General features: G+C 42.1%; 18 protein-coding genes. 10 read left to right on the forward strand and 8 right to left on the reverse strand.

Annotation, left to right across the window (positions count from 1 at the left end):
* Positions 1-16 precede the first annotated feature (16 nt).
* Complete coding sequence (locus WKR92_RS12765) at positions 17-742, reverse strand: SIMPL domain-containing protein (protein WP_375558219.1); 726 nt, start codon at positions 740-742, stop codon at positions 17-19.
* A 65-nt stretch (positions 743-807) separates the two neighbouring features.
* Positions 808-1,908, reverse strand: a complete 1,101-nt coding sequence (ychF, locus tag WKR92_RS12770; RefSeq protein ID WP_375558220.1) for a redox-regulated ATPase YchF — start codon at positions 1,906-1,908, stop codon at positions 808-810.
* Positions 1,909-2,113: 205 nt separating this feature from the next.
* Between ychF and WKR92_RS12775 the strand changes: the two genes are divergently transcribed.
* The 7 genes from WKR92_RS12775 (at position 2,114) to WKR92_RS12805 (ending at position 12,964) form a co-directional block, all read left to right on the forward strand.
* On the forward strand, positions 2,114-3,298 hold the full coding sequence (locus WKR92_RS12775) for an ROK family transcriptional regulator (RefSeq protein ID WP_375558221.1): 1,185 nt from the start codon (positions 2,114-2,116) through the stop codon (positions 3,296-3,298).
* Between the two features lie 73 nt (positions 3,299-3,371).
* Positions 3,372-6,470 (forward strand): SusC/RagA family TonB-linked outer membrane protein, encoded by a 3,099-nt coding sequence (locus tag WKR92_RS12780; RefSeq protein WP_375558222.1) that lies wholly within the window; start codon positions 3,372-3,374, stop codon positions 6,468-6,470.
* Between the two features lie 11 nt (positions 6,471-6,481).
* On the forward strand, positions 6,482-8,395 hold the full coding sequence (locus tag WKR92_RS12785; protein ID WP_375558223.1) for a SusD/RagB family nutrient-binding outer membrane lipoprotein: 1,914 nt from the start codon (positions 6,482-6,484) through the stop codon (positions 8,393-8,395).
* Between the two features lie 135 nt (positions 8,396-8,530).
* Positions 8,531-10,264: a phospho-sugar mutase gene (locus tag WKR92_RS12790; RefSeq protein WP_375558224.1), complete on the forward strand. Its 1,734-nt coding sequence runs from the start codon at positions 8,531-8,533 to the stop codon at positions 10,262-10,264.
* 62 nt (positions 10,265-10,326) lie between these two features.
* Positions 10,327-11,538 (forward strand): aminofutalosine synthase MqnE, encoded by a 1,212-nt coding sequence (gene mqnE, locus WKR92_RS12795; RefSeq protein ID WP_375558225.1) that lies wholly within the window; start codon positions 10,327-10,329, stop codon positions 11,536-11,538.
* Between the two features lies 1 nt (position 11,539).
* A complete protein-coding gene (locus WKR92_RS12800; RefSeq protein ID WP_375558226.1) occupies positions 11,540-12,172 on the forward strand; it encodes a histidine phosphatase family protein in 633 nt (210 codons plus the stop codon).
* A 21-nt stretch (positions 12,173-12,193) separates the two neighbouring features.
* On the forward strand, positions 12,194-12,964 hold the full coding sequence (locus WKR92_RS12805; protein WP_375558227.1) for a menaquinone biosynthetic enzyme MqnA/MqnD family protein: 771 nt from the start codon (positions 12,194-12,196) through the stop codon (positions 12,962-12,964).
* Here the strand turns inward: WKR92_RS12805 and WKR92_RS12810 are convergent.
* From WKR92_RS12810 to WKR92_RS12835, 6 genes are all read right to left on the reverse strand, one after another.
* Positions 12,951-13,901, reverse strand: coding sequence for an aldo/keto reductase (locus WKR92_RS12810; protein ID WP_375558228.1), 951 nt, complete (start codon positions 13,899-13,901; stop codon positions 12,951-12,953). The two genes, WKR92_RS12805 and WKR92_RS12810, sit on opposite strands and share 14 nt — an antisense overlap.
* A 124-nt stretch (positions 13,902-14,025) precedes the next feature.
* The gene (locus tag WKR92_RS12815) at positions 14,026-15,279 is read right to left on the reverse strand and encodes an MFS transporter (RefSeq protein WP_375558229.1); all 1,254 of its coding nucleotides are present in this window, start codon (positions 15,277-15,279) and stop codon (positions 14,026-14,028) included.
* A 100-nt stretch (positions 15,280-15,379) separates the two neighbouring features.
* Complete coding sequence (aroC, locus tag WKR92_RS12820) at positions 15,380-16,474, reverse strand: chorismate synthase (RefSeq protein WP_375558230.1); 1,095 nt, start codon at positions 16,472-16,474, stop codon at positions 15,380-15,382.
* 22 nt (positions 16,475-16,496) lie between these two features.
* Positions 16,497-17,765, reverse strand: coding sequence for a 3-phosphoshikimate 1-carboxyvinyltransferase (locus tag WKR92_RS12825; RefSeq protein ID WP_375558231.1), 1,269 nt, complete (start codon positions 17,763-17,765; stop codon positions 16,497-16,499).
* Positions 17,766-18,872, reverse strand: coding sequence for a chorismate mutase (locus WKR92_RS12830; RefSeq protein WP_375558232.1), 1,107 nt, complete (start codon positions 18,870-18,872; stop codon positions 17,766-17,768). It lies immediately after the preceding gene.
* A 68-nt stretch (positions 18,873-18,940) separates the two neighbouring features.
* On the reverse strand, positions 18,941-19,768 hold the full coding sequence (locus WKR92_RS12835) for a prephenate dehydratase (protein WP_375558233.1): 828 nt from the start codon (positions 19,766-19,768) through the stop codon (positions 18,941-18,943).
* A gap of 660 nt (positions 19,769-20,428) precedes the next feature.
* On the opposite strand from WKR92_RS12835, the gene WKR92_RS12840 reads away from it, so the two are divergent.
* The 3 genes from WKR92_RS12840 to htpG all read left to right on the forward strand — a co-directional run bounded on the left by WKR92_RS12840 (position 20,429) and on the right by htpG (position 24,839).
* The gene (locus WKR92_RS12840) at positions 20,429-21,751 is read left to right on the forward strand and encodes an ammonium transporter (RefSeq protein WP_375558234.1); all 1,323 of its coding nucleotides are present in this window, start codon (positions 20,429-20,431) and stop codon (positions 21,749-21,751) included.
* 58 nt (positions 21,752-21,809) lie between these two features.
* Complete coding sequence (locus WKR92_RS12845) at positions 21,810-22,853, forward strand: outer membrane beta-barrel protein (RefSeq protein ID WP_375558235.1); 1,044 nt, start codon at positions 21,810-21,812, stop codon at positions 22,851-22,853.
* Between the two features lie 102 nt (positions 22,854-22,955).
* Complete coding sequence (gene htpG / locus WKR92_RS12850; RefSeq protein WP_375558236.1) at positions 22,956-24,839, forward strand: molecular chaperone HtpG; 1,884 nt, start codon at positions 22,956-22,958, stop codon at positions 24,837-24,839.
* The last annotated feature ends 35 nt before the right edge of the window (positions 24,840-24,874 follow it).

Consider the following 24,874-nt stretch of genomic DNA (forward strand, 5'->3'; position numbering starts at 1 on the left):
GGAAAGCGGCGAGAAATTAATCGATTGAGAAATCAGCATTCACTACGGCTGTAATTTCCTTTCTAATTGATGATACATCATTGATGCCCATATCGGAAACCATATTGGAGTTCTCCGGTGTAATCTGAATGACGCCCATTCTTGCTCTCCGTAAAGCGCCCAGTTTTCTGCCAGTAGCTTCTGCGATTCGTTTCCCGCGGGTCATTGCGTCTTTTGCGGCTTCTGCTTGGATCTCTATTTTTATTTCGCCTATTTTTGTATAATAATATTGCGGTGGATGAACCCTGAAATCGAGCCCCTGTTGTACAAGCGAGCTGATATCAATGGAGGTTTCTCTAACCTTTTCTACATTGCTCGATGACAATTGAAAGGTCTGAGAAGATGTGTAAGAGGAGATGCCTCGATTACGCCCATTCTCATCATAATAGTAATTGGGGTTGGTATTGATTGTTTGAAACTCAATGTCAGCTTCTGGATAACCATTATCCACTAGATATTTGATTAAAATCGGCTTCTGTCTTTGAAGCTCGTTATAAGCATCTGCGCTGGAAGTCGCATTTGCTGACAAGGTTCCGCTTAATACCGCTAGGTCTGATACGATTAGCTTTTTTGCGGAACCCGTTGCAGTGATCGTTTCATCATTGTTCCGAATATTATTGAATCCATTAGCAATGATAAATGTAGCTATAATAGCTGCGAGACCAATAATGATGCTGGGAAGTACAAATCTGTTTTTATTCATTATGGTATGAGTTTAAATGGGTGACCCATAACCAAATCTACGAATAATTTGCTGATCTAAGTGCTTTAAACGTTGAAACGGAAGTGCATAATATCACCATCTTCCACGATGTAGGCTTTTCCTTCTACGCTGAGTTTACCAGCCTCCTTACAGGCGGCTTCTGAGCCTAGGGTTACGAAGTCATTGTACTTGATCACTTCGGCACGGATAAAGCCTTTTTCAAAGTCGGTATGGATAACACCAGCGGCTTGCGGAGCAGTAAAACCCTTCGTGATGGTCCAGGCTCTAACCTCTTGCACCCCAGCGGTGAAGTAAGTTGACAGGTTCAGTAATTTATAAGCTGCTTTGATGAGCTTGTTTACACCTGACTCCGAAAGCCCCAGATCTTCTAAGAAAACCTGACGCTCTTCATAGCTTTCAAGCTCAGCGATCTCAGATTCAATCTTTGCCGAAATAATCAATACTTCCGCATTCTCATCTTTAACTGCTTCCTTAACTTGCTCTACGTAGGCATTCCCTGAAACCACGGAAGCCTCATCAACATTACATACGTATAAAACAGGCTTTTGAGTTAATAGGCCTAAGTCGCTTATGAAACCGAAATCTTCATCCGAAAGAGGAGCGGAGCGCACGGATTTGCCACTTTCTAAGGTGTCTTTCACGACGCTCAACACATCGTATGTTTTCTTCGCTTCCTTGTCGCCACCCGTTTTCGCCATTTTTTCGACTTTTTGAATACGCTTGCTTACGGTTTCCAAATCCTTTAATTGAAGTTCGGTGTCAATGATTTCTTTATCACGGATGGGGTCAACGGAACCGTCTACATGCACAACATTCCCGTCATCAAAACAACGTAGAACGTGAATGATAGCATGAGTGGTACGGATATTTCCTAAGAACTGGTTGCCAAGTCCTTCACCTTTGCTAGCTCCTTTAACTAATCCGGCGATATCGACAATTTCAATGGTGTTGGGAACCACGCGCTGAGGCTGTACCAACTCACTTAATTTGGTAAGTCGCTCGTCAGGCACAGTGATGACGCCTACGTTCGGTTCAATCGTACAAAAAGGGAAGTTTGCCGACTGTGCTTTCGCATTCGAAAGACAGTTAAATAAGGTTGATTTTCCAACATTGGGTAATCCAACAATTCCGCATTGTAATGCCATTATATATTGTGTTTAGGATGTGTTTTATTCTGCAAAAATTTGATGCAAAGATAAAAATTAAAATAGCATCGGGAACCATCAATTTTTGATCAATCGGTTGTCTGTATTTTTAAATAGAATCAATTACTTTAAAAAAAAATTAAAAAGTATTTCATAATTAATAAAAAGTGTATTAAGTTTGTGTTAATAAATGTTAAATCCGTGTATGGCAAAGACTTTACCTAAAGATGATTTCCGCAAAGCCTTGTTAAAAGCGATGTTTTACGATGGGAAGCTGAGTGTATCAGAGTTGAGTCATCGTTGTCATAAGAGTATTCCGAATGTTACAAATGTAATCGCCGAGTTGCAAAAGGAGGGTTATATCGAAGTTCATGAACCTACAGATTCGTCTGGTGGCCGGCGACCTGTAAAATATTCGTTAAGTCAATACAAAGATCAATATTTCGTGGCGGTGGCAACCGATCAGCTAATGACAAGAATAGCTTTCTACGATCTAAAGCGTAATCAGATTGGTGAGATCCTTACTGAAAATATTAACAATTACGAAGATACCGACGGACTGGGTCGTTTAATTTCCTTCATTAACAAAGCGATTCAAGAGTCTGGAATACCTCGTAGCAAAATTCAGGTAGTAGGCGTTGCGATGCCTGGTTTTGTTAATATTGTTGAGGGAATCAATTATTCTTTTTTTACCCATGTTGATAAAAGTTTGCGCGATCACCTTACAGATGAAATAGGCCTTCCCGTTTTTATAGATAACGATTCAAGTGCAATTGCTTATGCTGAATTACGCTTCGGTGCAGCTAGGCAGCTGAGTAATGTTATGGTTGTCAATATCGGGTGGGGAACGGGTTTGGGTATGATAGTGAACGGTTCACTTTTTCGTGGACATAGTGGCTACGCGGGCGAATTAAGTCACATTCCACTTTCTGACAATGACAATCTGTGTTCTTGTGGAAAGCGTGGCTGTCTGGAAGTGGATACCTCGTTGGTGGTTATCGCTGATAAGGCTAAAGAGGCAATTCGTCTGGGGGCAAAATCAAGTTTATCTAAATTATTTTCTGACCCGACAAAATTACCAGGTGAACATCTATTGGAGGCCGCTGTCAGAGGCGATCAGTTGGCGATTTCGCTCTTAGCGGAAGCTAATTTTATGTTGGGTAAAGGCTTGGCAACCTTAATCCATATTATGAATCCAGAATTGATCGTTCTCAGTGGCCGCGGAGCAGAGGCAGGTAATTTGTTAGTCGCACCCATTCGTCAGGCGCTGCATCAGTTTTGTATACCGAAGCTGATGGAAAATACAGAGCTGGTTGTTTCTGAACTGGGTAATAATGCAGAGTTGATTGGTGCGTTAGCTATCGCCATAGAAAATCATGAATTCCATTAATCCATATATACTTAAATAACATCTTAATTATCAAAAACGAACAATTTAAACAAGAAAAGAAAAAACAATAGTTATGAGAAACATGTACATGAAGTGCATTGTGCTGATGATGATGATCTGCCTATCAGCACCTTTATATGCACAAAACACTATATCCGGAACAGTTTCGGATAGTATGGGACCACTGCCAGGGGTCAGTGTTCTTGTAAAGGGAACCGACCGAGGTTTGCAGACAGATGCGAATGGACAATACTCTATCCAGGCGTCAGAAGGTGATGTGATTAGTTTTTCCATGATTGGGTTTACAGCACAAGAGGTTGTTGTAGGTGATCAAAGCGTCATCAACGTTACCATGTTACAAGATAATCAAGCGTTGGATGAAGTTGTCGTAACAGCATTAGGTATCCAGCGTGAGAAAAAATCGTTGGGTTATGCGATGCAAGAGATAGGAGGAGACGCATTAGTACAAGCCAACGAACCTAACTTGACGAATGCATTGACCGGAAAAGTGGCTGGCTTACAAGTTGTAAAAGGGGGTGCTGGTCCAGGATCTTCTTCGAAAATCGTGCTTCGTGGTTTTACTTCATTAACCGGTGACAACCAACCGCTAATCGTAATCGACGGAGTCCCAATGGACAATTTTACAGGTGCGTCAAACAATGACTTCTGGAATCCTTCACTAGATATGGGTAACGGTTTAGGAGATATCAACCCAGATGATATTGCTAGCATGTCTGTATTAAAAGGGGCATCTGCTGCTGCTTTATATGGATCCAGAGCGGGTAATGGTGTAATACAGATTACAACCAAATCAGGTCGTAAATCAGAGGGCTTAGGTATAACTTATTCTACTTCTGTAGGTTTTGAAAGTGCTTTTACAACTCCTGAAATGCAAGATTCTTTCGGACAGGGTACTGAGGGTGTTTTTGACAACCAAAGTGGATCAAGCTGGGGCCCTGCCATCACAGGACAAACCGTTGAAAACTGGAACGGAGAACAAGTTTCTCTAAGAGCATATGATAACGTGAATAATTATTTCGGGAAGGGAATCAGTCAAAAGCATAACCTTTCATTGTCTCAAAGCTATAACAATACATCAGTTTATTCGTCGGTATCTTATATGGGAGACGATAGTCAGATTCCCGGTGCTGAGTTAGAGCGTTTCAGCTTTTTAACTAAGGCAACTACTAAATTTGGAAAAGAAGAAAGATGGACGGCAGAAACCAAAGTTAACTATATCAATACGAAAGCGTTCAATAGACCGATGAGCGGTAGCAATCCGAATAACGCTTTCACGACGATGTATTTGTTTCCACGTTCATTGGATATAACTGGATTTGAAGATTCGGTTGATGAATTTGGCAACATGATTTGGTACAATGCAGGAAATGGTATTAACCCATATTGGAACTCATTATACAATAGAAATGAGGATGCAAGAAATAGATTTTTAGTTAATGGGTTGTTGAAATATCAATTCACTGAATGGCTTAATGGTGAGTTGCGCGCTGGTGCGGATATTTATCAGACTAGTTTCAATACGAAGTTGAATTCTGGAAGTCCTTTATCAGCAACAGGTCGTTATAGTCTAGGTAAAAATGATTTCAATGAGACTAATTTGAGCGCTTTATTCACTGCCCAAAAAGATTATATTTGGGGAAAATGGGGTGGGGCTGCTAGTTTGGGAGGTAACCTAATGGCACAAAAAAGCACGAGTATTAGCTCAAATGCCGGAGAACTCGTTGTGCCTAACTTATTCTCTATCAATAATGGTGTCGGAAATCCAACCGTTAGCGAAGGTTACTCAGAACGAAGAATCAACTCAGTGTATGGTACGGCTCAAATCAATTATGATGGTTATTTTTTCTTAGAGGGTACGTTCCGGAACGATTGGTCGTCTACATTGAAAGACCCATTCTTCTACCCGTCGATAAATACATCCCTTGTGCTTACGGAAATGATTAATAAGTCTGGTGGTGATGTGCCGAGCTGGATGAGTTACGCAAAAGTACGTGCTTCTTATGCGGAAGTAGGTAACGATTTGGGAGCGTATCAACTTTATAATACCTACTGGATAGGAAAAGATCCGGACGGTAATACTACTGCTGGTAGAAACGGTACTTTATACAATGAAGATGTAGTGGCAGAGCTGATTAAATCTTGGGAAGCTGGTGCTGAAATCCGCTTCTTGAACAATCGTTTTGGTATCGATTTCTCATGGTACAAAACCAACTCTATTAATCAATTAATCACGTTGCCGATGAACCCATTGAGTGGTTACACAGGAAGAATCATCAATGCGGGTAATATTGAGAACAAAGGAGTTGAAATCATGACGAATGCATTGATCCTTGACAACCCAGAAGGACTCAGCTGGAACTTGAATGTCAACTATTCAAAAAATCAAAACACAATCGTAAAATTAGCAGATGATGTAAAATCTTTGCCATTGGGCGGATTTGATAACATTGCTATCAACGCGACTGAAGGTGAATATTATGGAGATATCTGGGGGACTTCCTACCGCCGCGTAACGGACGAAAGCAGCGAGTACTTCGGACAACTCTTGTTGAATGAAAATGGCTTGCCGGTACAGTCGAACGAGAAAACCCGTTTAGGAAACCAGTCTGCTAGCGACTTATTGGGTGTAATTAACACCTTTGCTTACCAAGGATTAACCTTAGGTTTCCAAGTAGATGCTCGTTTCGGTGGTCAAGTGTTCGCTGGTACGCATCAAATGATGCAACTTGCAGGTACAGCTGGTATTACTGCTCCGGGTGGAAGCCGGGAGGATATGGTTGTAGACGGAGTGATAGCATCAGGCGACGGTTACGTTGAGAATACTACGCCAGTTACGGTTCAGCAATATTGGGGAGCGGTAGCAGGTGTAGGAAACACAGGTATTTCAGAAGCAAACATTTACGATGCGACGAATATACGTCTGAGAACGGTGACCTTAGATTATAACCTTCCTAAAAGGTTCTTTGATAACACACCGATCCAAAACGCAAAAATTGGTCTTTCGATGAATAACGTTTGGATGATCCACAGTAAAATGAATGGTCTAGATCCCGAGTCTACTTATGCAACGGGCACCAACGCTGTTGGATTCGAGTATGGTAGCGGACCAACTACTCGTTCATTCCTTGTTAACCTATCCGTTTCATTCTAAAAAGAAATCTCATGAAAATCTTAAATAATAAAATATCAAAATCATTCTTGGCATTGGGGATGGCTGCGGTCATATCTTCATGTTCAAAGTTTGAAGACATTAATAAGAGTCCCCAAGCGGCGGACGATTCACAGGTTCAGGTTGAATATTTCATCAACGCATCTATCAATGGTGCTCAAATGAACCCGGACGTTGCAGAACGTGCATTTGTACTGTACTGGAAAACGGCAGGTCGTCAGCATCGGCTAACATTCTTTAATAACGGTACTTATGATGATGGTTATACGTCTGCATATTACAATCAGTCTGCATCGTGGCTAAATCGTATCAATGAAGCTGTTCAAGTAGCTGAAAGAAAAATTGAAGCGGGGGACGTGAAGGAGTATACGAACAACTTACTGCAAGTTGCTCGTATCTGGCGAGCTTACCTGTTAAGTGAATTTTCAGATAATTTTGGTCCAGCGCCTATTGATGCCTTTAAAGCGGTGAACCCAACCTTTGCCAGCACCAAAGATGTCTACTATTATTGTTTAGAGGAGTTAAAAGATGCCTCTGCTAAATTAGATTTGGGAATTGCTAACCCAGATGTTCTGAAGGCAAATGATCCAGCATATGAGTATGATTATGCAAAATGGCAGAAATATGCTAACTCGATGCGTTTGCGATTGGCCATGCGTTTATCAGAAGTAGACCCTACAAAAGCAAAAGCGGAATTTGAAGATGCAGCAACTAAACCGTTGTTGACAGCCATGGATGAGACTTTTGAGGTTCAGGAAATGCCGGGATGGAATGATCTGTCAGGTGTGATGTCTCGTGAATGGAATTCGCAATTATTGTCGCCGACATTGAATAATCTATTTATTGGTCTGGGCGGAATTGAATCGGAAGAGCAATTTACGAATGCTGAAATAATAGATCAAATCCAAGACGCCGACTATATGGGAGAAAAATATGAAAATCATATTTCGACCATGTCAAACGACCCATCAGCTGGATACTGGTTAGACGGGATCCCACATAGCATGGATCCACGTGCCTACAAACTCTTCATCGTTCCTGGAGATTTCAGTAATCCTGACTTCAGTCGCTTCCCAAGTTACGCTGATAACCCAATCATAACTGAAAGGAATCTAGTAGATGCTGACGGAGCGGTAGTGAAAACAATCGACGGTAAATACACATGGAATGCAGCAACCATCGGTGACTGGGGTGAGAAAGGCGCGAAAAATCAAATTTATATTTGGGAAGGGGCTAATCCGAGATTAGCGCAGCGCTATCGAAATAGTAACAACAAGCGTATTTTCTTTGCACCATGGGAAACGTATTTCTTGTTAGCAGAAGCTGGCATTCGGGGCTGGTCGGCTCCTGGATCGGCAAAGGATAATTATGAGAAAGGTATAGAACTCAGCTTCGTATACAATGGGGTTTCTGAGTTTTTAACTGATTATTTAGCATCAGAAGACTATAACCGCGTAGGAACCTCAGTAAGTTGGGATCATACGGCCGAGCCGACGGCAAAAACCGTAACATTTAAAAATGGTTATACGGGTGCTGATGGAACAACAACTTACAATTATCCAAAAAACACCTTGTATAAAAATGGTACGGTTAATAATGATCATTTAACCAAGATTATTACTCAAAAGTTCATTGCGCAAACGCCTTGGTTGCCATTGGAAACTTGGAGCGACCACCGTCGTCTAGGACTTCCGTTCTTTGAAAATCCGGCGATTGAAAGACCGTTGATCGACATGCCGGCATTGAATAGTTCAAACTATATGACAAGCCAGGTCGAATTCTTCCCACAACGTTTAAGATATCCTTCAGGATTTAGAAATAACGATCCAGAAGGTTATGCTGAAGCTGTAGCGTTATTGGATGGTGAAGATGCAGTGCTGACACCTCTATGGTGGGCTATGCACTAAAAAAATCAGATTCAACTTAAAATAAGTTTGTAAAAAGCGGCGCTATAAAAAGTAGCGCCGCTTTTTTATTTTGTGTTTCGTGAATTTCATCCTATTTTTATCAAAACAACAATTATATATTTTAAACAAATAATCATGGCTAATCTCGACCCTCAAATAATAGAAAAAGCACGGCTTTGGCTGAATGCTCCGTATGATTCAGAAACCAATCAGGCGGTGCAGCAGATGCTGGACCAAAATCAAGTGGAGGAGTTGACCGATTCATTTTATAAGGACTTGGAGTTTGGTACGGGTGGTTTGCGGGGGATTATGGGATATGGGACTAATAAGATCAATAAATACACATTGGGAAAGGCTACGCAGGGCTTCAGCAATTATTTGAAGAAGACCTATCCCGGTGAGGAAATTAGGGTGGCAATTGCCTACGACAGCCGGAATAACTCCCGTGAGTTTGCGAAGATTGTTCGCGATGTTTTTTCGGCCAATGATATTGTTGTTTATTTCTTTGATGAATTAAGACCGACACCGCAATTGTCTTTTGCGATCCGCCATCTAACATGCCACGGCGGTGTGATGCTTACCGCATCGCATAATCCGAAAGAGTATAATGGGTATAAGGCTTACGGTAAAGATGGAGGGCAGTTGGTGGCTCCGCATGACCGATTGGTCATTGAGGAGGTGAATCAGATTACGGATCTGAATGATATAAAATTTAATGCGAAGGAAGAGAATATTCGTGTCGTTGGAAGGGAGATGGACGAAAAATATATCACGCAGTTAAATGCACTTTCTATAAATCCGGAACTCGTTAAAGCGCAGGCCGATTTGAAAATTGTGTACTCGTCAATTCACGGCACGGGCGGAACCGTTGTGCCGGAGACGCTGAGAGCATGGGGGTTTACGAATGTATCGGTTGTGGAAAAGCAAGCGGAACCGGATGGTAACTTCCCGACAGTGGTTTATCCCAATCCGGAGGAACAGGATGCTTTGGCCTTGGCAATAGCTGACGCGGAACGCTTGGATGCTGATTTGGTGATGGCAACAGATCCGGATGCGGACCGGGTAGGGGTAGCGATTAAGAATGACCGAGGCGACTTCCAGCTGCTTAATGGGAATCAGATATTTGCTTTACTAGCAGAGTATGTCTTAAGTTCATTGCAGAAGGCGGGTCGGTCTTTTGATAATTCCTATATCGTTAAAACCATCGTTACGACTAATTTGGTTGAAGAGATTGCTAAGCACTATCAAGTTCCTTGTTATAATGTGCTGACTGGCTTTAAGTATATCGGTGAAATCATGACAGCCAATGAAGGGAAGAAAGAGTTTATTTTAGGAGGCGAAGAAAGCTATGGTTTTCTGATTGGCGACTTGGTGCGTGATAAGGATGCGGTTGTATCTTGTGCCTTCATAGCTGAGATGACAGCTTATTTTAAAAATGAAGGTAGAAGCTTGTATGAGACTTTAGAGTCAATTTATGGGAAATATGGTTTTTTTAAAGAAAAGCAGGTCTCTCTTACGAAGAAGGGAAAGTCTGGGGCGGATGAGATTAAGGAGATGATGACTAACTTCCGTTCGAATACGCCTGCCACGTTAGGGGGCATGGATGTAGTAACTGTGAAAGATTATAAAACATCGGAATCGACCGAGCTGCCATCTGGAAAAACGGAGGTGATAGATCTTCCAAAATCTGACGTGCTTCAGTTCATTACTTCAGAAGGAGATGTTATTTCAATACGACCGTCAGGTACGGAGCCAAAAATTAAGTTCTATTGCAATGTGAAAGTCGACGGAGATACTGGTAGCGATGCGAGAGAAATGGATCGCCTGCTTGAAGAGAAGGTGGAAAAAATCATGAAGGACTTGATCTAAGAGTTCGGTGGTTATTCGGAAAAATGTTGCTCTTTTTGTACATTTGTGAGAAACAAGCAAGCATGAGCGCCGAAAATAAACTTCAATTTTTAATTGAAGACAAACTCCTTGATGCCGACCTGAAGAGGATTGCTGAGAAAGTTCTTGAAGAAGAGCGTATTAGCTTTGAAGAAGGGGTAATTCTTTTCGAAAAGGGCGAACTGGGCTACCTGGGAACTCTGGCGAATTATATTCGTGAAAAAAGGCACGGAGACTATACTTATTTTAATCGTAATTTTCATATTGAACCCACAAACGTCTGTGTATACGACTGTAAATTCTGTTCCTATTCACGTCTAATAAAGCAGCGCGATGAAGGCTGGGAAATGGATGTTGATGGCATGATGGACATTGTGCGTAAATACGACGATGAGCCAGTTACCGAAGTGCATATAACTGGCGGGGTAGTTCCGAAGCAGAACCTGGAGTTCTATGCTTCTTTTTTCCGTCGTTCAAAAGAACATCGTCCCGATTTGCATATTAAGGCGCTTACACCTGTTGAGTACTACTATATCTTCAAAAAGGCGAAGCTAAGTCATTACGAGGGGATGAAGTATATGAACGAGGCGGGACTAGATTCTATGCCGGGTGGCGGTGCTGAAATCTTCCATCCGGAAATCAGGGAACAAATAGCCGCTGATAAATGTAATGCAGAGCAATGGTTAGATATCCATGAACAGGCTCATAAGTTGGGTATGCGGAGCAATGCGACGATGTTGTACGGACATATTGAAGGGTTTCATCACCGGATCGATCATATGGAACGCTTACGCCAATTGCAGGATAAGACGGGTGGCTTTCAGGCATTTATTCCTTTGAAGTTTCGCAATAAAGATAACCAAATGAGCCACGTTCCTGAAGTGTCGGTTATTGAAGACTTACGTAATTATGCGATTAGTCGCATATACATGGATAATTTTGATCATATTAAAGCCTACTGGGCGATGATCAGTCGCGATACCGCACAACTATCTCTAGCCTTCGGCGTAGATGATATAGATGGTACGCTTGACGATACCACAAAGATCTATTCGATGGCGGGTTCTGAAGAACAAAATCCGGCAATGAGTACGCAGCAACTGGTTGAGCTGATCCGGCATGTTGGAAGGCACCCGATTGAGAGAGATACGCTCTACAAGGTGATTACGGACTATAAGGATGTGGAGTTTGAGGGCACCGTGAAACCCAAATACTATCCTTTGCCCGTACTGGAAAACAATCATACAACAAATTAAATTGAAGAGAACACTTTATATCATCCGCCACGGACAAACAGATTTAAATAAGCAGGGAATAGTTCAAGGAAGGGGGATTAATTCGCCTTTAAACGAACATGGTCGCAAACAAGCGGCGGCATTTTATAACTATTATAAAGACGTTCCGTTCGACCGCATAATTACCTCATCTTTAAAACGTACGCATCAAACTGTACAGGCTTTTATTGAGGACGGCATTGAATGGGATCAACATCCCGGACTAGATGAGATCAGTTGGGGAATCTACGAGGGGAAGGTTCATGATGAGGTGTTGATGGCCGATTTCAATCGGATGATTGAGTGTTGGACGAACGGCGAACTAGATGTCTGCGTGGAAGGTGGAGAGAGCCCGAATCAGATGAAAGAGCGACAGGAAGCGGCTTTAAAGGATGTTCTGAAGATTACAAAAAATGATAGTAACGTGCTTATCTGCACACACGGTCGCGCCATGCGGATGCTGATGTGTTTACTAACAAAGCAGCCATATTCTGCGATGGACTCGTTCCCACATACCAATACGGCCTTGTATAAGGTTATTTACGATGGTAAGGATTTTCATATCGACGAATTTTATAATACCGATCATTTAGATGCTTTGGACGAGTCGGTTTAATTAAAGGTGATCAAGAAAGATATGTTAAATAAGATTAAGGTCTCAGCGGTTTCGTATATGAATACCATCCCGTTTATGCGGGGTATTGAGGCTCACCCGGAATTATTGGACTATGCGGAAATTGGAACCGATATTCCTGCCGTTTGTGCACAAAAGCTAATCGATGATGAAGTCGACTTAGGACTGGTTCCAGTGGCTGCGCTATTAGACATCCCAGACTATCATATTATTGGAGATTACTGTATCGGATCAGTCGGCGCAGTTGACTCGGTCTTTATATTTAGTAAAAAGCCAATCGAAGAGATTAACACCCTCCGTTTGGATTCTCATTCAAGAACTTCGAATAACCTAGCACGTGTGCTTCTGAAGAATTATTGGCAGGTACCGGTCACATTGGTTGAAGGGGAGGCCGATGCTTATGTTTTAATAGGCGATCGTACATTTGGTAAGACTGCTGTAGAACCCTATGCTTATGATTTAGGGGAAGCGTGGATGAATTTCACAGGACTGCCTTTCGCGTATGCTGTATGGGCGGCTAATAAGAAGCTGTCGCCGACATTCATCGAGCTCTTTAATAAGGTTTTGAAGACAGGAATTGATGGGCGAGAATCTTATATACACGAAATTCCGGCCGTAGATAATTTTGATATCCAACGATACCTGATGGAGTCTATTGACTACGACCTGACAGTAGAAAAGCGTGAAGCTATTCGGTTATTTCACCGCTACATCCAAGAACTGAATGCAGCAGTGAATAATTCGCTATCAGGAACTAACGTTAGTAAGCGCTAGCATCATCCAATAAATTCATATCTTCCTGACTCAGCGATAGGCTGGCCGACTTTAATAGGTCGCTTAACTGCGCTGAGTTCGTCGCACTAGCAATTGGGGCTGCAATTGCTGGTTTGTGAAGAAGCCAGGCAATCGCCACGGTAGCTTGAGATACATTATGCTCACCGGCAACCTTATCTAAAGCTGAAAGAATACGAAAACCACGTTCATCTAAATATTTCTTGATTCCCGGACCACGTTGGCTTTTGTTGAGATCATCTTCGCTGCGATACTTCCCGCTTAAGAAACCACTTGCAAGTGCATAAAAGTTCAGTACGGCTAAATTATGTTCTTTTGCCAGATCGCGATATTGGGTTTCAAACTTCTCGCGTTCGTGGAGATTGTAGAGGGGCTGCAAGGAAATATAGGATGCCCAATTATTAGAGGCCGACGCTTCGAGCGATTCCTTGATTCTCTCGGGACTCAGATTTGAGGTGCCGATGTAACGAACCTTGCCTTCTTCAACGAGTTTGTTTAATGCCTCAAGTGTTTCCTCAACAGGGGTGTTCAGGTCATCATAGTGAGTTTGGTATAGATCGATGTAATCTATCTTCAATCGTTGTAAGGATGCTTCAACGGCTTTTCTTACGTAAGAAGCACTTAAGTCTTTTTTGCCTTGCCCCATATCGCCACCTAACTTGGTAGCGATAATTACTTTATCGCGTTTATTGGAGTTTTTTAACCAATTGCCGATGATGGTCTCAGATTCACCACCCTGATTTCCGGGTACCCACGTAGAATAGGTGTCGGCAGTATCAATCAAGTCAAAGCCATGATCTACAAATTCATCTAAAATCCGAAAGGATGCTTTCTCGTCGAGCGTCCAGCCAAATACATTGGCGCCAAAGGCAATGGGTGCTACGCTTAGATCGGAAGCTCCGAGATTTCTTTTTTTCATATTTTTTTATTTAATGATTACTAGTTCTGTATTCCATTAAAAATACTAAAAAAAAGAGAGGGCTCGAAGCTTTGTGCAAAGCCTTACTTACAGACGACAAATGTTGCTTGCCTCCGCGAACTTGTTAGTATTCGCAGGGTATCGCTGGTCTTCTGCTCTTGTCGAACGCCGGCTGACTTTTTTCTCGGATTTGTTCTTTCGATGTCAATTCCTCTGCCAATTCATTGGCTTTCTTGGCTTTGAATAAACCAATGAGCACCCAAGCGATGATGGCGCCGATAAGAGCCATGCTTGCGCCGACCAGCTGGGTTGATGTATAACCAAATCCTAACACCAATGGAATCCCTCCCAAGAAAGCACCTAATGCATTTCCGATGTTGAAGGCGGCCTGACTAATTGCTGCAGCGAGCATTTCAGAACCCTTTGCATTGTTGATCATCAACATCTGGATAGGTGCAGATAATGCAAAAGCAACCGCACCGGTTACAAAGGTCATGACTAAAGAAAGTATTTGATTGTGTGATACGAAATGAACGATCAGGAGCGAAGTAACCATGGTTAAAAGCAATACAAAAGACGCTTTTGATGGTGATATCTTGTCGGCTAATTTTCCACCGATGATGTTACCAACCAGCATACCTGTACCGGCTAGAATTAAAATGTAGGTTACTGAGTCCGCTGAAAAGCCCGATACTTCGGTCATAAGTGGAGCGATGTAGCTGTACCATGAAAACAGTCCGCCAGTACCAATGGCGATCATGAGTATCATGAACCATGATTCTTTACGCTTAAAGAAATCCATCTGCGTTTTGAGGGAAACCGACTTGTTTGCTGGTAATACGGGCATCCAATAGCGGATAGCGAGTAGCGTAATGATACCTACCAGTACGATAACTGCAAAGGATAAGCGCCAAGAATAATGATGGCCAATATAGGTGCCGAGAGGAACGCCGGCAATATTCGCCAAGGTAAGTCCGGCGAACATGATTGAAACCGACTGGGCCTCTTTGCCTTTGGGTGCTAAGCGACTGGCTACAACGGAGCCGACACCAAAGAAGGCACCGTGTGGTAATCCTGCTAGTAGGCGACTGATTAGTAAACTTGTATAAGACGGTGCAAAGGCTGAAAGGCCGTTGAATACCGTAAATAATACCATTAAGAATAGTAGAATATTCTTTGGTGGATATTTTCCTGATAAAACGACAAGTAGGGGCGCTCCGATAACAACTCCTAAAGCATAGGAGGAAATTAGGTGCCCGGCTTCAGGAATAGTGATTCCTAAATCCTTGGCGATGTCTGGCAATAGGCCCATCATTACGAACTCGGTAATACCGATTCCGAGACCCCCTAACATCAATGCATATAGACTTTTTCTCATAAAAAAATGCTTAGTGTTATATTTACACTAAGCAAAGATACATATAAAAGCCTAGATACAAATGTTGCTTAGAAAAAATTACATTAAATTAATAGAGAATTTACTGATAAACCTTGTTTCTAAGTAGTTGATCAGCAATGACCAAAGCAGCCATAGCCTCTACAATGATCACCGCACGCGGCACAACACAAGGGTCATGGCGACCTTTTCCGACGATGTCTACTTCATTTCCCTGGTCATCAATGGTCTTCTGTTTTTTCATAATGGTGGCCACCGGCTTAAAGGCGACATTAAACGTGATGTCCATTCCGTTGGAGATACCCCCTTGAATTCCACCCGAGAAATTCGTCAACGTTCTCAAGGAATCACATGAATGCTGAGGGTTGATGAAAATATCATTATGTTCAGATCCTCGCATTTTTGACCCTTCGAAGCCTGATCCGTATTCAAAACCATGCACTGCATTGATACTTAACATAGCTTTTCCTAGTTCGGCGTGGAGCTTATCGAATACCGGTTCGCCCAAGCCCACCGGTACGCCTTGGATGATGGTAGAAACCCGGCCGCCAACGGTGTCTCCATCTTTTTTGATTTCACTGATGAAGCGCTCCATTTCTTTGGCTGTTGCAGGATCGGCACAGCGAACAGGGTTGCTTTCCCGTACTTTTATTAATTCAGGAATGATATCTGAATCTAAATTAGGAGCTTCAATGGACCCTACGGCAGAAACGTGGCCAAATATTTCAATATTATATTGCTTTAACAGGAGCTTGGCGATAGCTCCAGCAGCTACACGAGCCGCAGTTTCTCTAGCAGATGAGCGTCCTCCACCTCGATAATCACGAATTCCATATTTCATCTGATAGGTGTAATCCGCGTGAGACGGTCGGTATTTATCTCGGATATGGGAATAGTCCTTAGAACGTTGATCTTCGTTCGGGATCAAAATCATGATCGGTGTTCCTGTCGTTTTGCCATCCATCACCCCCGAAAGAATAGAGAACGTATCACTTTCTTTGCGTTGGGTTGTAATTTTAGACTGTCCGGGTTTACGTTTATCCAATTCACTCTGAATAAACTCCATATCCAGTTCTAGGTTGGGAGGGCAGCCGTCGATAATCACGCCGATCGCCTCGCCATGTGACTCACCAAAAGTTGTAATAGTGAATATCTCGCCAAATGAGTTTCCTGCCATGTAAGTATGCTTAATTTATATATTAGTCGATTTTAAATCCGGCTTTTTGAAGATGCTCCCAGAATAGTGGATATGATTTCTCAACGACGTTTGGTTCTTCAATAACAACATCATTCATAACCAAAGCCAGTGGGGCAAATGCCATAGCCATTCGATGATCTTCATAGGTGCTGAAAGTAACCGATTCTGGAAGATGCTTTTTACTACAATCCAATCGGTATGTACCTTTCTCTGCTTCAAAAAGTCGCACACCAAATTTAGCTAATTCAGTTTGCAACGCAGCGATTCGATCTGTTTCTTTTATTTTTAAAGTTTCTAAGCCCGTAAATGCTATTTCGTGATTAAGAGCAGCACAGCAGACAATCACCGTTTGAGCCAAGTCTGGACACTTGATAAAATCATAGCAGTCCTTCACATGTTGTTCTTCAATTTTCGTCAGCTTCAATCCCGCGTCTGTAAAATCCGACTGTACGCCGAAGTCCAGCATGATGTCTTTGATAGCCTGATCGCCTTGCAAACTCGATTCACGCAGTCCGGGTAAGAGTAGCTCTCCTTTTTCCGCTAGAGCTACCACCGAATACCAATAGGAAGCGGCACTCCAGTCGGGTTCAATAGACAACGCACTTTTCGTAGCTTTCTGCGGAGAAATCGAAATTCGATTGTCCTCCCAATGGTGCTGAATACCCGTTTCTGCCAGCATGTTCAGCGTCATTTCTACATAAGGAACGGAAGTCAGCTCTCCTTCGATAGTCAGTTCTATTCCGTCCGGTAAAGAGCTAGCAATCAGTAGCAATGCGGAAATATACTGACTGCTTACATTACCCTGGATACTGACCTTTTTTGTTTTTTGAACAAAAGGGCCGACAATATGCAGTGGGGGATAGCCATCGTTTTTTTTGAAATTGATCTGAGCGCCCAATGTGGTCATGGCATTGCTTAAGATCCCAATCGGTCGCTCTTGCATGCGCTTACTGCCGGTCAACAGGAATTCCCCTTGATGCAAGGGTGTGTATGCCGTTAAAAAGCGCATCGCAGTGCCCGCCGGACCGATATCGATGGTTTGGATATCGTTTTCTGCGTCTCCGTCCTGTTGCGCGCTTGCAATCTTTCCCAAGGCAGCTTCCAGAGTTACTGTGTCTGCTGCCTCGGAAAGGTTTTGAATGCTTACATGATCAGGATTCAGTGCCCTGATAATCAGAGCGCGATTGCTTTCACTTTTAGAGCCAGTCAGTTGAATAACTGTGTTCACATCCTTTGTCGGACATAATAGTCGAATCGTTGCTTTCTCCATTTACGCCTCAACAGAAGTTTTGGTGTTCATGATTTCATTTTGTTTACGGATGGATTCGTTGTGAATCAGTTCTAATAGCTTTACCGTAAAGTCTTTATCCAGTTTTAGTGCCGAAGCAATCGCCGTTCTTTTCTCTACAATCTCATCCCACCGAGATACTTGCAAAATGGTAACGCTATTATCTCTTTTGAACTCGCCAATCTTTTCAACGATTTTCATACGTTCGCCGACCTTTTGGATAATTACGTCATCCAATGCGTCAATGTCTTTCCGTAATACGGCAAGTTGATCTTCAAAAACAGGGTTGTCTGAATCTGCTTTACGTAGCGCCAATCGATCAACCAACTCTGCCAATGCTGCTGGAGTTACTTGTTGTTTTGCATCCGTCCAAGCTACCGAAGGGTCTAAATGAGATTCGATCATTAAGCCCTGCATATCCAAGTCCAATGCTTTTTGTGATATGTAAGGGATTAACTCGCGGTTGCCACAGATATGGCTTGGGTCATTAATGATTGGCAATTCCGGCGCAACAGTTTTCAATTGAATTGCTAAATCCCACATCGGCTCGTTACGGAAAGAGGTTTTCTCGAATGATGAGAATCCACGGTGAATAGCCCCCAGCTTTTTAATGCCAGCACGGTTGATACGCTCCAATGCTCCAATCCATAAAGAAAGATCCGGATTTACTGGATTTTTAACCAATACAGGGACGTCGGCGCCTTGAAGAGCATCTGCAATCTCCTGTACGGTGAATGGATTCGCCGTACTACGAGCTCCTACCCAAAGGATATCGACGCCAGCAGCCAATGCTTCTTCCACATGTTTTGCCGTAGCCACCTCAATTGCCGTCGGAAGTCCGGTTTCCTCTTTTGCACGTTTCAACCATTCCAATCCGATGCTTCCAATCCCTTCGAATTCACCGGGACGGGTACGTGGTTTCCAGATACCTGCACGTAAAACGGATACCTTACCTGTTGCAGCCAGAAGTTTGGCGGTTGCCAATAACTGCTCTTCTGTTTCCGCACTACACGGACCTGAAATGATTAAAGGCTCTTTGCCATTATCTAACCAGGAATTTAAGGGGACGATGTCTAAATTAAGTTTCATTTTTTCTAGAGTTTACTTAATGAATGATGTTGTTAATTATTTGAATGTTATTGTTTACTTGATTTGTTCTATACCTTTTCATTTTTCTCGTATTCACCGAGAATGTTAAAGTTTACGGTACGTTTTAATGTTTTTCGAATTGCCTTTTCGTATTCAGCCAATGTTTGCCATTCCAAATCGACATGGAAAATGTATTCGTTACGCCTACCGAGTACCGGCATCGACTGGATCTTGCTGAGGTTGATATTGTTGTCAGCAAAGTAGTTTAATATTTTTGCTAGCGAGCCGATCGAATTGTCCGTTTGGAAAGAAATGGAAGCCTTGTTAGCTTTCGGGTTTTCTGTAGCGGTGGGTGCTAAGATCAAAAAACGTGTATAATTCTTTTTATTAGTTTCTATACGCCGATCTAATACTTCTAAGCCGTAAAGCTTAGCTGCTAGATTATTGGCAACGGCCGCCGTGTTCGTTAATTTGTTGTCTGCAATCTTTTTTGCACAGGCCGCGGTGTCCATCCCTTCGCTGACCTTTAAGTGGGGGTGCTCGTCAAAGAAATCACCACATTGTCTTAAGGCTATCGGGTGTGATTCAACGAATTTGATATCCTCTAATTTGACACCAGGTAAAGCCAGCAGATGCAGTTGGATATTCAGGTAGGTTTCACCGATAATAGCGAAACGGTATTCCTGGAGTAGATTGTAGTTAGGAAGCAAGCTTCCTGCGATAGAATTTTCAATCGCCATCACCACATAGTCAGCTTTCTTATGTTTCAAGGCTTCACATGTTGCCTTGAAGGAATCACATTCAATTGTTTCAATGTCCTCACCAAAATGTTTGAAGGCGGCTTCTTCATGGAAGGAGCCTCTGATTCCTTGGATAGCTATTCGTTTTTTGTTCATTCTTTTAGTCAAAAAAAAAGTCTCGGTGTTCACCGAGACTTTTTATACATTTCTTTTATTTATATATGCATATCAATCCCGGTTCTTATTACTAAAGAAGTAAAAGAAGAAACCAAAATACCAATATGCGCTTGTTTGTTTCATTGTTTTGCCAAATGTACAAAAGAATTTCATTTTTGCAATGAAAAAACGCAAAAAAATTAAATTGTTTCAAAAGCAGCACTCCTTTGCTTTGAGATTTGCAATTCGTTTCTTGAAAAGAAGTGTTCGTGAACGACGAGAATTTAATCTTTACAAAATTTCTTGACGATTTCATGCAACGGTTATGATCTGGTGGTGTCTGGTCCTATTTTTATATTTTTTGTGTTTTCGTCGGGTGATTTGTCTCAACAATGATGTTTTCTGTGCTTTTTTGTTATTTTCTGTCTGTTGTTTAGATTGATAGTTGAATTTGATTGAATAATTGTTACAAAAGACTGTTATTTTATGCATTATATTTAGTTTATATGCTTAAAATTTCAATTATATGAAATAAAAACTCATGTGAATGAAAAAAATATAAAAAAAGTCTTGTATTTATCAATGATAATTAGCCAATTTGTGCTTGGAATATAAAAATATATTCATATTCCTGTAATTTGTTCAATTAAATCCAAAAACATGCAAAACATTTTATCGTTTTTAACGAATTATGACCTAGGGTCGGTCATTTCTCTAATTCAAGCAACTCAAGAAGCGGCTGGTGTCGAAATTTTAGCTGCAAAATCCTTATTTACCGCTAATAATGTGTGGATGATGCTGTGTATCGCCCTCGTTTTCATTATGCATCTAGGTTTTGCTAGTGTCGAAGCGGGTTTCACACAAGCTAAAAACACCGTAAACATACTTTTTAAGAATACCCTTACACCGGTAATCGGGATGGTTACCTATGCGGCATGGGGTTTTGCTCTGATGTATCCTGGCGAGTTTGGAGGCTTGATCGGTTTCTCTTCTGAAAATTGGAGTACTATTTGGTTGGCACCCGGAACCGCGGACGTAAGTAATGGCTATGCCGAAGGCGGGTACACCTTCTGGACTGATTTCCTTTATCAGGCTATGTTTGCTGCTACTTGCGCAACCATCGTTTCCGGCGCTGTTGCCGAGCGGATGAAATTAGGGGCTTACCTTACTTTTACCTTGTTTTTTGTTTCAATCGTGTACCCAATAATAGGCAGTTGGAAATGGGGTGGAGGTTTTCTGGATGAAATGGGTTTTGTGGATTTCGCCGGATCGACTCTCGTTCACTCTGTTGGTGGCTGGGGCGCTTTGGTAGGTATCTGGCTATTAGGGCCTCGTCTTGGAAAATACAACAACGGTAAGTCAAAAGATTTTGCGGGCTCGTCGGTGCCATTGGCTACGATTGGCGTGTTCTTACTCTGGTTGGGTTGGTTCGGATTTAACGGCGGTTCGGTACTTTCTGCAGATCCCGGAATGGTTTCATTGGTACTCGTTACTACAACATTAGGTGCTTGCGGTGGAGCGATCGGTGGCCACCTAGGTGGTAAGATCATCATGAAGAGAATGGATTTTGGTATGGTGCTGAACGGTGTCCTAGCGGGTTTGGTTGGTGTGACTGCAGGGGCTGATATCATTACGCCATTAGAGGCTTTGTTTATTGGATTTATAGCCGGTGTCTTGGTGGTGATTTCAGTGGTAAGTATTGATCGCTATAAACTTGATGATTGTGTTGGAGCCGTCTCGGTGCATTTGACCTGTGGAATTTGGGGAACACTGGCAACCGGAATTTTTGGTGAAGGCGCTTCGTTTTTGACTCAGCTTTACGGGGTGTTAATCTGCGGTGCGGCAGCGGTCGCCGGATCCTTTATTATTTTCAAGGTATTGCAGTTAACTATGGGTTTGCGTGTAAGTGAAGAACACGAGATAGAAGGGCTGGATAGTCACGAACACGGTATTCGCGGTTATACCATCCTGGTAGAGGACTAATTGCTATGTATTTAGTTCGATGCCATTTTAAAATCTATTCATACAAAACCCTTTGATCATGAAAAAAAACACTGCTTTATTATTATTAACGACCATTACTGGAGGTCTTTATGCACAAGAGACGGAAACTTTTGAACTATCCGGTTCAGTAGATACCTATTATAAATACGACTTGTCCGGTTATCAAGCTGAAGATGGTTCCGCGAATATCGGAACGTATTTCGGTAATAAACAAAACTCTATTTCACTGGGAATGATAAATTTGATCGCCAATGGGAGTGTTGGTAAGGCCTCCTTTGTTGGTGACCTTTCATTCGGCCCCCGCGGTCAGAATGCTGCGGCGTTGAGTGGGTCAATTCCGAACAGTGTAGATGGAAATAGTTTCCATATCCAAAACTTGTATATCAGCTACCAGTTTACCGATCGGTTCTCGATGACGGCTGGTTACATGGGTACCTTTGTTGGGTACGAAGTTATTTCACCCGTAGGGAACTTTAATTATTCAACCTCTTATTTATTCTCCAGTGGCCCCTTTCAGAATGCTGGGATCAAAGCGAGTTATACTTTTAGTGAGAAGGTGGCCCTGATGGTAGGGCTCTTCAATGATTGGAATGTGTATCACGACTTCAATGGAGTTTCAGACTTCGGAGCACAATTGGCTGTTACGCCAGTTGAAGGTTGGTCTGCGTATTTAAACTTCCTCACGGGAAATCCATCGGGTACAATTGTAGACCTGACAACTGCTTATCAGTTTACGGACGATTTTAAACTAGGAGTGAACGTCGCTGATTATAGTGCTTCAGATCAGGCAGGCGGCTATTCAGGAGGTGCGCTGTATGCGCAACACACCATTGCACAGAACTTCGCCCTGGGTTTGCGGGGAGAATATTTTAAGCGAAAGGAGTATGCTGAGAATGATGTAAATGTTGAAGGAGAGGATATACTGGCGCTTACGGTTTCAGGCAATGTTCATCTCGGACCTTTAACGATCATACCAGAGTTTCGCTTTGATAAAGGATCTGAGAATATGTTCTTGAATTCTTCAATGGCACCGGTGAAAGAAGCTTCGCAATTCTTAATCGCCGCGGTATATGCTTTTTAGTGACTTCAAATGGCAGTTTTGACTGTCATCATGGCCGATTCTCAGCAATGGAACATTCCTTGATAAACGATGATTGTATATCACAAACAGTTTAAATTCAACATGAAAGAAAAAGGTAATATTTCCATTCACACCGAGAATATCTTCCCGGTGATCAAAAAATTCTTGTATTCAGACAATGAAATTTTTTTACGCGAACTTGTTTCCAATGCCGTAGACGCTACTCAAAAGCTAAAGCGTCTTTCCAGTTTAGGAAAAGTAGATGGTGATATTGGTGATACCACGATTGAGGTTTCCTTTGATGAGAAAGCGAAAACCATTACGATATCTGATAAAGGTATCGGGATGACCGCAGAAGAGGTAAAAAAGTACATCAACCAGATCGCCTTTTCGGGTGCGGAGGAGTTTGTAGAAAAGTTCAAAGAGGCCAAGGATGCCAATGAAATCATCGGTCGTTTTGGTTTAGGTTTCTATTCTGCATTTATGGTAGCGGACACGGTTGAGATCCAAACTCTGTCTTATCAAGAAGGAGCGGAGCCCGTTCGTTGGGAGTGCGACGGAAGTACAAGTTTTGAAATTTCCGATGGCAATAGAACACAGCGTGGTACGGATATTATCCTGCATATCAACTCGGAATCTGAAGAGTTTTTAAACCAATCCAGAATCCAAACCATCCTGGATAAGTATGGCAAATTCCTTCCGGTACCTATTAAGTTTGGTACCAAAACTACATCAGAGCCTGACGGTGAAGACGAAGAGGGTAAGCCGAAATACAAATCTGTAGAGGTAGATAATATCATTAACAACACCAGTCCTGCATGGATTAAAGCGCCTTCCGAGTTGAAGGATGAAGATTACTTGGCATTCTATCGCGAGTTGTATCCATTCAGCGAAGATCCTTTGTTCTGGATCCATCTGAACGTAGACTATCCGTTTAACCTAACGGGTATTTTATACTTCCCGAAAATCAAGAACGATTTAGATATCCAAAAGAACAAGATCAAGTTGTTTTCTAGACAGGTATTTATAACCGACGAGGTGAAAGATGTCGTTCCTGAGTTCTTGATGTTGCTTCATGGTGTAATTGATTCACCGGATATTCCGTTGAACGTGTCGCGTAGTTTCTTGCAAGCAGACAGCAACGTTAAGAAAATCAATAATCACATTACTAAGAAGGTTGCCGATAAGTTAAACGAATTGTTTAAAACCGACAGGAAGGGCTTCCAGGAAAAATGGAACGATATCGGCGTATTTGTTAAATACGGTATGTTGACAGACGATAAGTTTGCTGAAAAGGCGAACGATTTCTGCCTGTTGAAAACGGTAGATGATGAGTATTTTACCTTAAAAGAATACGCAGAAAAAGTTAAAGACATTCAGGTAGACAAAGATGGTCAGATTGTTTACTTATATAGCAACGACGCGGCCAACCAAGACAGCTTTATTTCAGCAGCCAAGGAAAAGGGTTACGATGTACTCAACTTTGACTCTCCATTAGATAATCACTTTGTGAGTTATCTGGAACAAAAAGTAGAGAAAACTTCCTTGAAGCGAGTTGATTCAGATGTAATCGATAAGTTGATTAAGAAAGAAGAAGATCAAAAATTAGCGTTAAGTGAAGAGGAAAGTAATTCGGTAAAATCTCTTTTTGAAAAGGCGATAAATAAAGAAACCTACCAGGTTCATGTAGAGCCTTTAGCGGAAGATGCTTTACCGGTAACGGTTACCATGGATGAGTTCATGCGAAGAATGAAAGATATGGCGCAAACCGGTGGCGGTATGGGTATCTATGGAAGTCTTCCAGATAGCTATAAGGTAACAGTGAATGGGAACCATCCATTGGTTAAGCGCATCTTAGAAGAGAGCGACGATGCCAATAAGGAGAATTTAGCAAAACAGGCTTTTGATTTAGCATTGTTGAGTAGAGGACTCTTGACGGGTGCTGATCTTACAAACTTTGTGAAAAGAAGTATTAATCTGATTTAATCTCAGGTTAAGGTCCATATAAAAAAGGCTCGCAA

The organism is Albibacterium profundi (assembly GCF_042159835.1).
GTDB lineage: Bacteria > Bacteroidota > Bacteroidia > Sphingobacteriales > Sphingobacteriaceae > Albibacterium > Albibacterium profundi.